Here is a 13,686-nt window from a genome sequence, read left to right as displayed (position 1 = left end):
ACGCGTGAGGTGGCTGCGGGCTAGCGGCCCGTCGTCGCACTACGTGCACCTCGGCCGACCGCCGGCCGAAATCCCAAGCAGTCACCGACCCGCGGGCTCGCCGGTACGTCCGGCCGGCTTCCTCCTCGGAGGAGACCAGAGCCCGCGGGTTTCTGCATGCCGGGCCCACCGAGGCCGTTAGCCGGAGTCCGCAGGACCTGGTAGCCGGGGCCCGTCGCCGGAGCCGGTAGCAGGAGCCGGTAGCAGGAGTCCGTCGCCGGAGTCCGCCTGGGCCCGGTCTTTGGGGCCCGCCCGGCGCCGAGCGGCGCCCGTCGGCGTCGTGCCGGAGGGCTCCGGCTCGCCACCGGCGTTGTGCCGGAGCCGTCGGGCGGTCGGAGCCCGTCGACACCGTGCCGGAACCCCTTGGGCGGGCCGGGGGCCGGTCAGGGCGACAGGCGTTCCAGCCGCCAGCCCCCGGCCGCCGTCTCGTCGCGCGCGTACCGCAGCCGGTCGTGCAGCCGGTTCTCGCTGCCCTGCCAGAACTCGACCATGTCCGGGGCGACGCGGAAGCCGCCCCAGTGCGGGGGCACCGGGACCTGTTCGCCCTCGGGGTAGCGGGCGGCGAGCTCCTCGTAGCGGCCGGCCAGCTCCTCGCGGGAGGCGATGACCGCGGACTGCTCGCTGGCCCAGGCCCCGAGCTGGGAACCGTGGGGGCGGGTGCGGAAGTACGCGGCGGTCTCGGCGCGGCCGACGCGCGACGCCTCGCCCGTGACGATCACCTGGCGGGCCAGCGGATGCCAGGGGAAGAGCAGGCAGACGGAGGCGTTGGCGTCGATCTCGCGGCCCTTGCGGGAGTCGTAGTTGGTGAAGAAGACGAAGCCCTGGTCGTCGAAGTGCTTGAGCAGCACGATGCGCGAGGAGGGCCGGCCGTCGGCGGAGACGCTGGAGACGACCATGGCGTTCGGCTCGTGCAGCGCGGCGGCCGCGGCCTCCGCGAACCAGTGCGCGAACTGCTCCATGGGCGTGGCGGCGAGGTCGCTCTCGTGCAGCGGTGTGGAGCGGTACTGCTCCCGCATGACGGACGGGTCGGGGACGACGGCCCCGGCGACGACGGGCGGCACGGCGCGCCGGGCAGGTGCGGGCTGGTGATCGGTCACGGGCTCATCCTGCCGCAGCGCCCGAGCGGGCACCCCACACGGCTCCCGAGCGGGCGTCCCGGCAGCGACGAGGAGGGTACGCAGTGCCACCGGGCGGTGGTGACAGGGCCATCCGCCGGTGACGACGGCAGAATGGGCCGGTAATGACGGGGGAGTCTGCCCGGCACGGAGTGCCACTAATCCTCTCTCGCCGAAATGGGGCAGTGTGCCGGATGTCACGCTTCCCCGCATCAGCCGGACCAGCCAAAATCTTGCGTCGGGTCACTGTGGCCCCCTCACAGCTTCCGGACGGCCCGCCGACGGCCCGCCGTACCGGGCACCGCCGGGGCGTAGCAACCCGCCTGAAGTCGCAGCCACCTTGAGGAGCCGCCTGATGTCCGACTTCGTACCTGGACTCGAGGGAGTCGTCGCGTTCGAGACGGAGATCGCAGAACCCGACAAGGAGGGCGGCGCGCTCCGCTACCGGGGCGTCGACATCGAGGACCTGGTCGGCCAGGTGTCCTTCGGCAACGTCTGGGGTCTGCTGGTCGACGGCGCGTTCAACCCCGGTCTGCCGCCCGCCGAGCCCTTCCCCATCCCCGTGCACTCCGGCGACATCCGCGTCGACGTGCAGTCCGCGCTGGCCATGCTCGCCCCGGTGTGGGGGCTGAAGCCGCTTCTCGACATCGACGAGGCGCAGGCCCGTGAGGACCTGGCGCGCGCCGCCGTGATGGCGCTGTCGTACGTCGCCCAGTCCGCACGCGGCCAGGGCCTGCCGATGGTCCCGCAGCGGGAGATCGACAAGGCGCAGTCGGTCGTCGAGCGCTTTATGATCCGCTGGCGCGGCGAGCCGGACCCCAAGCACGTCAAGGCCGTGGACGCCTACTGGACCTCGGCGGCCGAGCACGGCATGAACGCCTCCACCTTCACCGCCCGCGTCATCGCCTCCACCGGCGCCGATGTGGCGGCCGCGCTCTCCGGCGCCGTCGGCGCGATGTCGGGGCCGCTGCACGGCGGCGCGCCCTCCCGCGTCCTCGGCATGATCGAGGAGATCGAGCGCACGGGCGACGCCGTCGCGTACGTCAAGCAGGCCCTGGACAAGGGCGAGCGGCTGATGGGCTTCGGGCACCGCGTGTACCGCGCCGAGGACCCGCGCGCCCGGGTGCTGCGCCGCACCGCCAAGGAGCTGGGCGCACCGCGCTACGAGGTCGCCGAGGCGCTGGAGAAGGCCGCGCTGGAGGAGCTGCACAGCCGCCGCCCGGACCGGGTCCTGGCGACGAACGTGGAGTTCTGGGCGGCTATCACGCTGGACTTCGCCGAGGTTCCTGCGCACATGTTCACGTCGATGTTCACCTGCGCCCGCACGGCGGGCTGGTCGGCGCACATCCTGGAGCAGAAGCGCACGGGCCGGCTGGTGCGTCCTTCGGCGCGGTATGTGGGGCCGGGCTCGCGCAGCCCGCGTGAGATCGCCGGCTACGACGACATCGCCGGCATCGGCTGAATCGGCCGAATCCCCCGAATCGGCTGAATCGCCTTGGCCGGCGGAATCACCTGACCGGCTCGAATCAGGGGCCCAGTTGGGCGTCGACCAGCGACGCCCACTGGGCGACCACCCTGCTGCGGCGCGCGCTGTCGTCGGTGAGGAGAGTGGCGAGCCCCAGCCCCCGCGCCATGTCCAGCAGCCCCTGCACGGTCTCGCGCACACCCGGCCGGGACTCGTCCGCGCCCAGCAGCTCGACGGCGATGCGGTGCGTCTCGCGGCCGACCTTCGCCTCCAGCTCCGTGACGCGCGGGCGGAGCTGTTCCTCGTTCGAGGCGGCTGTCCACAGGTGCAGCGCGGCCCGGAACAGCGGTCCGGTGTAGAGGTCGACGATTGCGGCGGCGATCTCCCTGCGGTCCCCGCCCGCGAGGGAGGCGAGGGCGCTGGAGCGCTGCTCGGCGACGTATTCGACGGCCGCCGTGAACAGGTCCTCGCGGGTGGGGAAGTGGTGCTGCGCCGCACCGCGGGAGACCCCGGCGCGTTCGGCGACGACGAGGACCGTGGAGCCCGCCCAGCCGTGTTCGGCGAGGCAGGCCACGGCGGCTTCCAGCAGCCGCTGACGGGTGGCCCGGCTGCGGTCCTGCTTCGGGGCGCTTGCGGCGCCGGGCGCGGTGTTCTGCCCGGTGTGCGCGGTGTTCTGCGCACCGGGCACGGAGTTCTGCCCGGTGTGCGTGGTCGCTACAACACCCATGCGGGGTCCCGTCGTTCCAGCAAGGCCGTCATGCCCTCGCGCGCCTCGGGTGAGGCGAACAGCGAGGCCGAGCGCTGTACGAGGTCCTCCGCGTCGCGCTCGAAGGTCTCCAGCACCCTAGCCGCGAGCAGCTGCTTCGCCGCTGCCAGCCCCTGCGGGGACGCCCTGCGCAGCCCGTCGAGGAGCGGGGCGAGCACGCGGTCGACGTCGCCGTCCTCGGCCGCGACGGTGAGCAGCCCGGCGCGGACCGCCTCCGCCGCTGTGAACCGCTCCCCGGTCAGGCAGTAGCGTTCGGCGGCCCGCGGGTCCATGCGCGGCAGCAGGGGCAGGGAGATCACCGCGGGCGCCACCCCGAGCCGCACCTCCGTGAACGCGAAGTCGGAGCCCGCGCTCGCCGCCGCCATGTCGCAGGCCCCGACCAGTCCGATGCCCCCGGCCCGCACATGTCCGTCGACGCGCGCCACCACCGGCTTGGGCAGGGTGACGAGCTGCCGCAGCAGCGCGACGAACGTGTACGGGTTGGGCGGGGCCTTCAGGTCCGCGCCCGCGCTGAAGGCGGTCCCAGTGTGGGTGAGGACCACGGCCCGCACGGCCTCGTCCCGGGCGCAGTCGGCGAGGGCCTGCGCCAGTTCGTCGACGAGCCGCGCCGACAGGGCGTTGCGGTTGGCGGGCGAGTCGAGCGTCAGGGTGGCGATGCCGCGTTCACGGCCGCTGAGCACCAGCGTCATTCGGTTTTCCTCTCGCGATCGCTCTCGCGCAGTTCTCGTCGCAGGATCTTTCCCGAGGCGGCGCGCGGCACACCGTCGACGAACGCGACCCGGCGGATCTTCTTGTACGGGGAGACCCGTTCGGCGACGAACGCCGTCACCTCGTCGGCGGTGAGGTCCGCGGCGGACCGCTGCCGTACGACGTACGCCTTGGGGATCTCGTTCCCGTCGTCGTCCGGCACGCCGACCACGGCGGCGTCCGCGATGCCCTCGTGGGTGAGCAGCAGGGCCTCCAGCTCGGCGGGGGCCACCTGGTAGCCCTTGTACTTGATGAGCTCCTTGACCCGGTCGACGACGAAGAGCCAGCCGTCGCCCTCGACTCGCCCGATGTCGCCGGTGTGCACCCACCCCTCCTCGTCGATCATCGCGGCGGTGGCGTCGGGCCGGCCGAGGTAGCCCTTCATCACCTGCGGCCCGCGGATCGCTATCTCGCCCTCCTGTCCGGCGTCGGCGTCCTTGCCGGAGCCGTCGAGGGCGAGGAGCCGCATCTCGGTGCCGGGGAGCAGCCGCCCCACGGCGCCGGGAGGCGGGTTCTGCGCGGCGAGCGGCACCGCATGGGTGCCGGGGGACAGTTCCGTCATGCCGTAGGCCTGCAGGACGGGCGGCAGTCCGAGCCGCTTGGAGCAGGCCTGCGCCAGGTGCGCGTCGAGCGGGGCGGCGGCGCTGACGATGTACTCCAGACAGGACAGGTCGTAGTCGGCGACGGCCGGGTGCTTGGCGAGCGCCAGCACGATGGGCGGGGCGACGTACAGGCCGTTGATGCGGTGCTTCTCGATCGCGGCGAGGAAGGTCCCCAGCTCGAAGCGCGGCAGCACGACGACGGTCGCGCCATGGCGCAGAGGGGCGTTCATCAGAGCGGTCAGACCGTAGATGTGGAAGAAGGGGAGCACGGCGAGGATGCGGTCGCCCGGTCCCATCGGGATGGCCGGGGCGAGCTGGGCGAGGTTGGTGGCGATGGAGCGGTGGGTGAGCATCACCCCCTTGGGGACCCCGGTGGTGCCGGAGGAGTACGGGAGGGCCGCCACGTCCTCGGCGGGGTCGATGGCGACCTCCGGCTCGGGAGCGGTCGAGCCGAGCATGTCGAGCACGCTGACATGTCCGTCCGCGGTGTCGCAGACGTAGATCTCGGCGATGCCGCCGGCGAGTTCCGCGGCGCGGCGGGCGTTGTCGAGCAGCGGGGACACGGTGACGATCCAGCGGGCGGAGGAGTCGCTCAGCTGCTTGGCGAACTCCTCCGGCGTGGCGAGCGGATGGACGGTGGTGACGGACGCCCCGGCGCGGGCCGCGCCGTAGAAGACGGCCGGGTAGGCGATCGTGTTGGGGCTGTGCAGCGCCAGCACATCGCCCTTGCGCAGTCCGGCGTCGGCGAGTGCTGCCGCGATGCGACGGTGGAAGCGGTCGAGCTGGGCGTAGGTCACGGTCCGGCCGTTCACGCCGTCGACGAGGGCGACGGTGTCGCCGAACTCCCCGGCGCGGCCGAGAACGGCCTGGTGGATGGGCTCGTTGACGGCCGGGACTGCTGCGTACGGACTGCGGAACACCATGGCGACGACCCCTTGTCGGTGACGGCGGTGCTGGCGATGACAGCGCGGACGGCCAGCATGGCGTGCGTCAGTACGACTTGGGGAGACCCAGGGTCTGATGAGAGACGTAGTTGAGGATCATCTCCCGGCTGACCGGCGCGATGCGCGAGACGCGTGCGGCGGTCACCAGGGAGGCGAGGCCGTACTCGCGGGTGAGCCCGTTGCCGCCGAGCGTGTGCACGGCCTGGTCGACTGCCTTCACACAGGCCTCTCCCGCCGCGTACTTGGCCATGTTGGCGGCCTCGCCCGCGGCGACGTCGTCGCCCGCGTCGTAGAGGGCGGCGGCCTTCTGCATCATCAGCCGGGCCAGTTCCAGCTCGATGTGCGCCTGGGCGAGGGGGTGGGCGATCGCCTGGTGCGCGCCGATGGGGGTCTGCCACACCTGGCGGTCGCGGGCGTATTCGAGGGCCCGGTCCAGTGCGTAGCGGCCCATGCCGATGGCGAACGCGGCGGTCATGATGCGCTCCGGGTTGAGCCCGGCGAACAGTTGCAGCAGCCCCGCGTCCTCGTCGCCCACAAGGGCGTCGGCGGGGAGGCGCACCTCGTCGAGGACCAGCTCGAACTGCTTCTCGTGGGCGTGCAGCTCCATGTCGATCCGCGAACGGGTGAAGCCGGGGGTCTCACGCGGGACGATGAACAGGCAGGCCTTGAGTTTCCCGGTGCGGGCGTCTTCGGTGCGGCCGACGACGAGGGTGGCGTCGGCGATGTCCACGCCGGATATGAAGACCTTGCGCCCGGTGAGGACCCAGCCGCCGTCGTCCGCACGGCGCGCCGTGGTGGTGATGCGGTGGGAGTTCGATCCGGCGTCGGGCTCGGTGATGCCGAAGGCCATCGTGCGGGAGCCGTCGGCGAGGCCGGGGAGCCAGGTGCGGCGCTGTTCCTCGGTGCCGAAGCGGGCGATGACGGTGCCGCAGATGGCGGGCGACACGATCATCATCAGCAGCGGGCAGCCCGCGGCCCCCAGCTCCTCCAGCACGATGGACAGCTCGGCGATGCCGCCGCCCCCGCCGCCGTGCTCCTCGGGGAGGTTGACGCCCAGATAGCCGAGTTTCGCGGCCTCCGTCCACAGGGCTTCGGGGTCGCAGCCGCGGCCGTGGCGGCGGCCGAGGGCGGCGACGGCGGACCGCAGCTGGGTGTGCTCTTCCGTTTCCAGGATCAGGTTCACGATGGTTCGTCCTCCTGCATGTCGTCCTGTATGTCGTCCTGTATGTCGTCCTGTATGTCGGCTTTCATGTCGGCCTTCGCTTCGGCTTTTACGCCGGTCTCCGCGCCGGTCCCCGCGCCGGTCCCCGCGTCGTCCCGTGCTTCGTCGACGACGGCGAGAAGCTCACCGACCTCGACCTGGCGGCCGGGGACGGCGTGGAGCGCGGTGAGCGTGCCGGAGGCGGGAGCGTCGACGCGGTGCTCCATCTTCATGGCCTCCAGCCAGACGAGCGGCTGCCCGGCCCGCACACGCGCCCCCGGCTTGAGCCCTTCGCCGACGCGGACGACGGTGCCGGGCATGGGGGCGAGCAGCGAGCCGGGTTCGGTGCGGTCCTGCGGGTCGGGGAAGCGGGGCCGGACGAGGAGTGCGTGACTGCCGGTCCCGACCGAGTCGACGTACACCCGCTCCGGCGCCGCGCCGTACACGCTGACGTCGTGCCGCCGGACGACCCCGTCGATCTCCAGCCACACGGTCCGGGGTGTCACACCCGCGACGCGCACGCCCGGTTCGTCCACGAGCGCGTACCCGCCGTCGCGGGTGCGGCGGTACCGGACGGTGTGCTCGCCGTATGTCTTCGTCTGCGGCTGCGACGGCAGATTCCGCCATGCGCCGGGGCCCGTCCCGCCCCGCCGCGCCGCGTCCGCGAGCGCGGCGGCCACCGCGGCGTGCCGCTCGCCGCCGGCGGGCGCGGTGAGCTCCGCCAGATGCCGCTCGTAGAACCCGGTGTCCATCCGTCCCTCGCGGAACTCCGGATGCTCCAGCGACCGTACGAGCACCTCCCGATTGGTCACCGGCCCGTGCACCCGCCCCCGCCGCAGCGCGTCCGCGAGCCTCCGCACGGCCTCCTCCCGGGTGGCCCCCCACGCGATCACCTTTGCCACCATGGCGTCGTAGTGCACCCCGACGGCGTCCCCCGCGGCGTATCCGGCGTCCACCCGCACCCAGGGGAGGGCGGCCGGGCCTTCGCCCCCGACAACGCCCGCCGCAACCGGAGCGCGCGCCGCCGGGGCGGCGGGGCGGCCCGCGAGGGCATGCGCGTCCACCGCAGCAGAGGCGTCGTCTCCGCCCACCGCGGCGTTCTCCGGGCCCGCCGGACCGCCGGGCGTGCCGAAGCCGCCCCCGGCGCTCACCGCCGCACCCGGCGCACGCGACGCCGGTTCAGCCGACAGACCCGCAACACCACCACCCCCAGCCGAACCCGCAGGTTCAGCCGGGCTGCCGGGCGTGCCGAAGCCGCCCCCGACGTTCACCGCCGCACCCGGCGCACGCGACGCCGGTTCAGCCGACAGACCCGCAACACCACCGCCCGCGGCCGACGCGCCGCCCGCGCCACGCGCGGCGGCCGGGCCCGGCCAGGCGGCGGAGCCGCCGAAGGCGTTGGCGGCGGAGCCGCCAGGGGTGTCGGGGGCGGAGCCCCCGACCGACGAGGGCGGGCGGGTGGGGAAGCTCAGCGCGTGCAGCGCGCCCGACGTCGGCGTCCAGCCCCGCCCCGGATCCTCCGCGTACAGCCTCGCCTCCACCGCGTGCCCGTGCGGCGCCGGCGGGGCGTCGGGCAGCGCCGCCCCTTCCGCAAGGCGGAGTTGGAGGGCGACCAGGTCGATCCCGTACACCGCCTCCGTCACCGGGTGCTCCACCTGCAGCCGCGTGTTCATCTCCAGGAAGTGCGCCCGGCCGTCGGGCGAGACGAGAAACTCGACCGTGCCCACTCCCCGGTACCCCACCGTCCGCGCCACGCGCTCCGCCGACCCGCGCACCTCGCCGAACACCCCGTCCGGCAGGCCCGGCGCCGGGCACTCCTCGATCACCTTCTGGTGGCGGCGCTGGAGCGAGCAGTCCCGCGTGCCCAGCGCCCACACCGTGCCGAAGGCGTCCGCGGCGATCTGGACTTCGACGTGCCGGCCCCGTTCGACGTACGGCTCGACGAACACCTCGCCGTCGCCGAAGGCCGACTCCGCCTCCGCCCGGGCCGCCGCCAGTTCCCCCTCCAGCAGGGGCAGTTCGCGGACGATCCGCATGCCGCGGCCGCCGCCGCCCGCCGCGGCCTTCACCAGCACCGGCAGATCGCCCTCGGTCAGCGAAGCGGGGTCCAGCTGAGCGAGCCCCATCAGCTCCTTCGCCCGCGTCTTGGACGCCATCGCCTCGATCGCGGCCGGCGGCGGCCCGATCCACACCAGCCCGGCGTCCTCGACCGCCCGCGCGAAGTCCGCGTTCTCCGACAGGAACCCGTATCCCGGGTGCACCGCGTCCGCGCCCGCCGCCAGCGCCGCCTTGACGATCAGATCGCCGCGCAGATACGTCTCCGAGGGCGCCGCCCCCGGCAGCCGTACCGCCGTATCCGCCTCCCGCACGTGCAGCGCGCCCTCATCCGCGTCCGAGAACACCGCGACGGCAGCGATGCCCAGCTCCCGGCAGGTGCGGAAGACCCGGCAGGCGATCTCCCCGCGGTTCGCGACCAGAACAGAACCCAGCACAGAACGAAGCACCATTCCAAGCCCTCACATCCGGAAGACGCCGAAGCCGCCGCGTGCGCCTTCCACCGGCGCGGTGTGGATCGCCGACAGACACAGCCCCAGCACGGTCCGCGTATCGCGCGGGTCGATCACCCCGTCGTCGTACAGCCGACCGGACAGGAACATCGGCAGCGACTCGGACTCGATCTGCTGCTCCACCATGCTGCGGAGTGCGGCGTCGGCCTCGTCGTCATACGGCTGCCCATTCGCCGCCGCCGACTGCCGCGCGACGATCGACAGCACGCCCGCGAGCTGCTGCGGCCCCATCACCGCCGACTTGGCGCTCGGCCAGGCGAAGAGGAAGCGGGGGTCGTAGGCGCGTCCGCACATGCCGTAGTGCCCGGCCCCGTACGACGCGCCCAGCAGCACGCTCAGATGCGGCACGCGCGAGTTCGACACCGCGTTGATCATCATCGAGCCGTGTTTGACGATCCCGCCCTGCTCGTACTCCTTGCCGACCATGTAGCCGGTGGTGTTGTGCAGGAAGAGCAGTGGAACATCGCGCTGGTTGGCGAGCTGGATGAACTGCGCCGCCTTCTGCGACTCCTCGCTGAACAGCACGCCCTGCGCATTGGCCAGCACCCCGAGGGGATACCCGGCGAGCCGCGCCCACGCGGTCACCAGGCTCGGCCCGTACAGGGGCTTGAACTCGTCGAACCCCGAACCACCCGACCCGTCCGATCCATCCGAAGCGTCAGCGCCGTCAGCGCCGTCGACGCCGTCGACGATTCGCGCGATCACCTCGCGCGGGTCGAAGGGGGTGCGCAGATCGCCGGGGACGATGCCGAGCAGTTCCTCGGGGTCGTGCCGCGGCGGCACGACGGGATGCGGCGGCGCCGGATGCGCCTTGCGCCAGTTGAGCCGGGCGACCACGCGCCGGGCCTGCCGCAGCGCGTCGGGTTCGTCGACCGCGAAGTAGTCCGCGAGTCCCGAGGTGCGGGCGTGCATCCGCGCGCCGCCCAGCGACTCGTCGTCGCTCTCCTCGCCGGTCGCCATCTTCACCAGCGGCGGCCCGCCGAGGAAGACCTTCGACCGCTCCTCGATCATGATGACGTGGTCGGACATGCCGGGGACGTACGCCCCGCCGGCCGTGGAGTTGCCGAAGACGACGGCGATCGTGGGTATCCCGGCGGCAGAGAGCCGGGTCAGGTCCCGGAACAGCGCCCCGCCGGGGATGAAGATCTCCTTCTGGGACGGCAGGTCCGCGCCGCCCGACTCGACGAGCGAGATACACGGCAGCCGGTTGGCGAAGGCGATCTCGTTGGCGCGCAGGGCCTTCTTCAGGGTCCAGGGGTTGGACGCTCCGCCGCGCACGGTGGGGTCGTTGGCGGTGATCACGCACTCCACGCCCGCGACGACGCCGATGCCGGTGACCATCGACGCGCCGACCGGGTAGTCGCTGCCCCAGGCTGCGAGCGGGGACAGTTCGAGGAAGGGCGTGTCCGGGTCGAGGAGCAGCTCGACGCGTTCGCGGGCGAGCAGTTTGCCGCGGTCGCGGTGGCGGGCGCGGTACTTCTCGCCGCCGCCCGCGAGCGCTTTGGCGTGCTCGGCTTCGAGGTCGGCCAGCTTGGCGAGCATGGCCTCGCGGTTGGCGGCGTACTCGGCGCCCCTGACATCGATGGCCGTCACAGCAGCACCTCCGGAATGTCGATGGCCGTCACAGCAGCACCTCCGGAATGTCGACGTACCGCGAACGCAGCCACTCGCCCAGTGCCTTGGCCTGTGGGTCGAAGCGGGCCTGTGCGGCGACGCCTTCGCCGAGGATGCCCTCGACCACGAAGTTGAGGGCGCGCAGATTGGGCAGGACATGGCGTACGACGACGAGTCCCGCGGTCTCCGGGAGCAGCGCGCGGAAGCGGTCCTCGGTCAGCTCGTGGGCCAGCCAGCGCCAGGCTTCGTCGGAGCGCGCCCACACCCCGACGTTGGCGTCGCCGCCCTTGTCGCCGCTGCGTGCGCCAGCGACGAGGCCCAGGGGCGCGGCCCGGCACGGTCCCGGCGGCAGCGGGTCGGGCAGCCCGGCGGACGGGCGCACGGAGGCGGGCGAGTGCACGGAGGCGGACGGGCGCACGGAGGCGGGCGAGTGCGCCGGGGCGGCCGGCTCGGTACGGGCGGGAGGGGAGACGGCCACCCGCTCCCCATCGGGCAGCACCGCCGTGTGTGGCGCATCGCCCAGGTCGACGTACCGCGCCTCGAAGACGCCGTAGGGCGCGCCTTTGCCGGGCGGGGCCGTGACATGGAAGCCGGGGTAGCTGGCGAGCGCCAGCTCGACGGCCGCGCCGCTGACGGCCCGGCCCACCTTCTCCGGGTCGCCGTCGCGGACGACGAGCCGCAGATAGGCGCTGGCGCGCTCCTGGGTGTCGCCGTCCTCCCGCTCGGTGCGGGCGAGCTCCCAGTGCACATGCGCGGGCCGCTGTCTGCCGCCGTCCGCGGCGAAGGCGTCTTCGAGCTGGTCCCGGACCAGTTGGGCCTTGGCCTCGATGTCGAGTCCGGTGAGGACGAACACGACCTCGTTGCGCCAGCCGCCGATGCGGTTGAGGCCGACCTTGAGGGTGGGGGGCGGGGCCTCACCGCGTACGCCGGAGATGCGCACCCGGTCCGGCCCGTCCGGCTCCAGCCGTACGGTGTCGAGGCGGGCGGTGACGTCCGGGCCCGCGTAGCGCGCGCCGCCGGTCTCGTACAGCAGCTGCGCGGTGACGGTTCCGACGTCCACGAGGCCGCCGGTACCGGGGTGTTTGGTGATGACGGAGGAGCCGTCGGCGCGGAGCTCGGCGAGGGGGAAGCCGGGGCGGCGCAGGGAGCGGGCGTCGTGTCCGGCGAAGAAGGCGTAGTTGCCGCCGGTGGCCTGGGTGCCGCACTCCAGCACATGGCCCGCGAGGACGGCCCCGGCGAGGGCGTCGTAGTACCCGGGGTCCTCGGGGTCCCAGCCGAAGTGGGCGACGGCCGGGCCGGTGACCAGGGCCGCGTCCGTGACCCGGCCGGTGACCACGACATCCGCCCCGGCGCGCAGACAGGCGGCGATCCCGCCCCCGCCGAGGTAGGCGTTGGCGGTGAGCACGCCCGCGCCCCAGCGGCCGCGTGCCAGCAGGTCGTCGCCTTCGACATGGGCGACGCGGGCGGGGACGCCGAGGCGCTCGGCGAGGCCGCGCACGGCGTCGGCGAGGCCGGAGGGGTTCAGCCCGCCCGCGTTGGCGACGATGCGCACGCCGCGGTCGAGGGCGAGGCCGAGGCACTCCTCGAGCTGACGGAGGAAGGTCTTGGCGTAGCCGAGGCGGGCGTCCTTGAGCCGGTCCCGGCCGAGGATGAGCATGGTGAGCTCGGCGAGGTAGTCCCCGGTGAGGACGTCCAGTTCGCCGCCTTCGAGCATCTCGCGCATGGCGTCGAATCGGTCACCGTAGAAGCCGGAGGCGTTGCCGATCCGGAGGACCGGGTCCGTCATATCGACCCCTTCGGCGGGCGTCCGAGGCCCGCCGGTCCGGCGAACGCCTGGGCGATGTCCAGCCAGCGGTCGGCGTCCGGGCCTTCGGCGCGCAGCGCGAGGTCGGCGCGGTGGGCGCGCTGGGTGACGAGCAGGCAGAAGTCGAGGGCGGGGCCGGTCACGCGCTGGGGCGCGTCCTCGGGGCCGTACACCCACACCTCCGTGCCGTCCGGGGCGGTCAGCTCGACGCGGAACGCGTCCGCGGGCGGCGTCAGCCCCCGTGCCCCGTACGCGTAGTCGCGGGTCCGGACGCCGATGCGGGCCACATGCCGCAGCCGCGCGGTCGGGCTGCGTACGGCTCCGAGTGCGTCTGCGATGTCCTGGCCGTGCGCCCAGGTCTCCATCAGCCGGGCGCTCGCCATGGACGCAACGCCCATGGGCGGGCCGTACCAGGGCAGCCGGGCGCCCGGCGGGGCCGCGCGCAGGGCGTGCTGCAGCCGTTCGCGCCCCTCCCGCCAGCGGGCGAGCAGTGCGTCCGGCGGCGCGGCGGCCCCCGCCCGCGCGCCTTCGTCGACGAACGACTCGGGCGCGCCGAGGGCCTTTTCGACCTCGGCGGCGAAGGCGTCGGGATCGGTGGCGGCCAGCAGCGCGGCGGCGTCGGTCCAGGCCAGGTGGGCGATCTGATGGGCGACCGTCCAGCCGGGGGCGGGCGTCGCGGTGCGCCAGCGCTCGGGACTCAGCTCCCTCACCAGCCGGTCGAGCTCACGGCTCTCCTGTCTCAGATCGTCGAGGACGGCGATGGGGACGGGCACGGCGGCGGGGACGGGATCGGACACGAGGCGCTCCCTCGGGGCACGACGT

The 13,686-nt window shown here is 73.5% G+C and carries 10 protein-coding genes; 1 reads left to right on the top strand and 9 read right to left on the bottom strand.

Annotated elements, in window-relative coordinates:
* Positions 1 to 422: 422 nt before the first annotated feature.
* A complete protein-coding gene (gene pdxH, locus QCN29_RS25545; RefSeq protein ID WP_279931110.1) occupies positions 423 to 1,055 on the bottom strand; it encodes a pyridoxamine 5'-phosphate oxidase in 633 nt (210 codons plus the stop codon).
* Between the two features lie 454 nt (positions 1,056 to 1,509).
* Here pdxH and QCN29_RS25540 point away from each other — a divergent pair, with 454 nt between their 5' ends.
* Positions 1,510 to 2,616: a citrate synthase 2 gene (locus QCN29_RS25540; RefSeq protein ID WP_279931076.1), complete on the top strand. Its 1,107-nt coding sequence runs from the start codon at positions 1,510 to 1,512 to the stop codon at positions 2,614 to 2,616.
* Positions 2,617 to 2,680: 64 nt separating this feature from the next.
* Here the strand turns inward: QCN29_RS25540 and QCN29_RS25535 are convergent, their stop codons facing one another.
* The 8 genes from QCN29_RS25535 to QCN29_RS25500 form a co-directional block, all read right to left on the bottom strand.
* Positions 2,681 to 3,346 carry a TetR/AcrR family transcriptional regulator gene (locus QCN29_RS25535; RefSeq protein WP_279931075.1) on the bottom strand — a complete coding sequence of 222 codons (666 nt, stop codon included), beginning with the start codon at positions 3,344 to 3,346 and terminating at the stop codon, positions 2,681 to 2,683.
* Positions 3,334 to 4,074, bottom strand: a complete 741-nt coding sequence (locus QCN29_RS25530) for an enoyl-CoA hydratase family protein (protein ID WP_240137789.1) — start codon at positions 4,072 to 4,074, stop codon at positions 3,334 to 3,336. The genes QCN29_RS25535 and QCN29_RS25530 overlap by 13 nt, the downstream gene beginning before the upstream one ends.
* Positions 4,071 to 5,657: a 4-coumarate--CoA ligase family protein gene (locus tag QCN29_RS25525; protein WP_279931073.1), complete on the bottom strand. Its 1,587-nt coding sequence runs from the start codon at positions 5,655 to 5,657 to the stop codon at positions 4,071 to 4,073. Before QCN29_RS25525 ends, QCN29_RS25530 begins: the two co-directional genes overlap by 4 nt.
* A gap of 67 nt (positions 5,658 to 5,724) precedes the next feature.
* Entirely contained in the window at positions 5,725 to 6,861 is a 1,137-nt protein-coding gene (locus QCN29_RS25520; protein ID WP_240137791.1) for an acyl-CoA dehydrogenase family protein, read from the bottom strand.
* A complete protein-coding gene (locus tag QCN29_RS25515) occupies positions 6,858 to 9,371 on the bottom strand; it encodes an ATP-binding protein (RefSeq protein WP_450170027.1) in 2,514 nt (837 codons plus the stop codon). Before QCN29_RS25515 ends, QCN29_RS25520 begins: the two co-directional genes overlap by 4 nt.
* A gap of 24 nt (positions 9,372 to 9,395) precedes the next feature.
* Positions 9,396 to 11,039 carry an acyl-CoA carboxylase subunit beta gene (locus QCN29_RS25510; RefSeq protein ID WP_279931069.1) on the bottom strand — a complete coding sequence of 548 codons (1,644 nt, stop codon included), beginning with the start codon at positions 11,037 to 11,039 and terminating at the stop codon, positions 9,396 to 9,398.
* Between the two features lie 28 nt (positions 11,040 to 11,067).
* Complete coding sequence (locus QCN29_RS25505) at positions 11,068 to 12,846, bottom strand: acyclic terpene utilization AtuA family protein (protein WP_279931068.1); 1,779 nt, start codon at positions 12,844 to 12,846, stop codon at positions 11,068 to 11,070.
* Entirely contained in the window at positions 12,843 to 13,661 is an 819-nt protein-coding gene (locus QCN29_RS25500) for a TIGR03084 family metal-binding protein (protein WP_279931067.1), read from the bottom strand. Before QCN29_RS25500 ends, QCN29_RS25505 begins: the two co-directional genes overlap by 4 nt.
* Between the last annotated feature and the right edge of the window lie 25 nt (positions 13,662 to 13,686).

This window comes from Streptomyces chengmaiensis (genome assembly GCF_029846775.1).
In the GTDB taxonomy this organism is placed as follows: domain Bacteria; phylum Actinomycetota; class Actinomycetes; order Streptomycetales; family Streptomycetaceae; genus Streptomyces; species Streptomyces chengmaiensis.
This window is presented reverse-complemented; position numbering and strand designations above follow the sequence as displayed.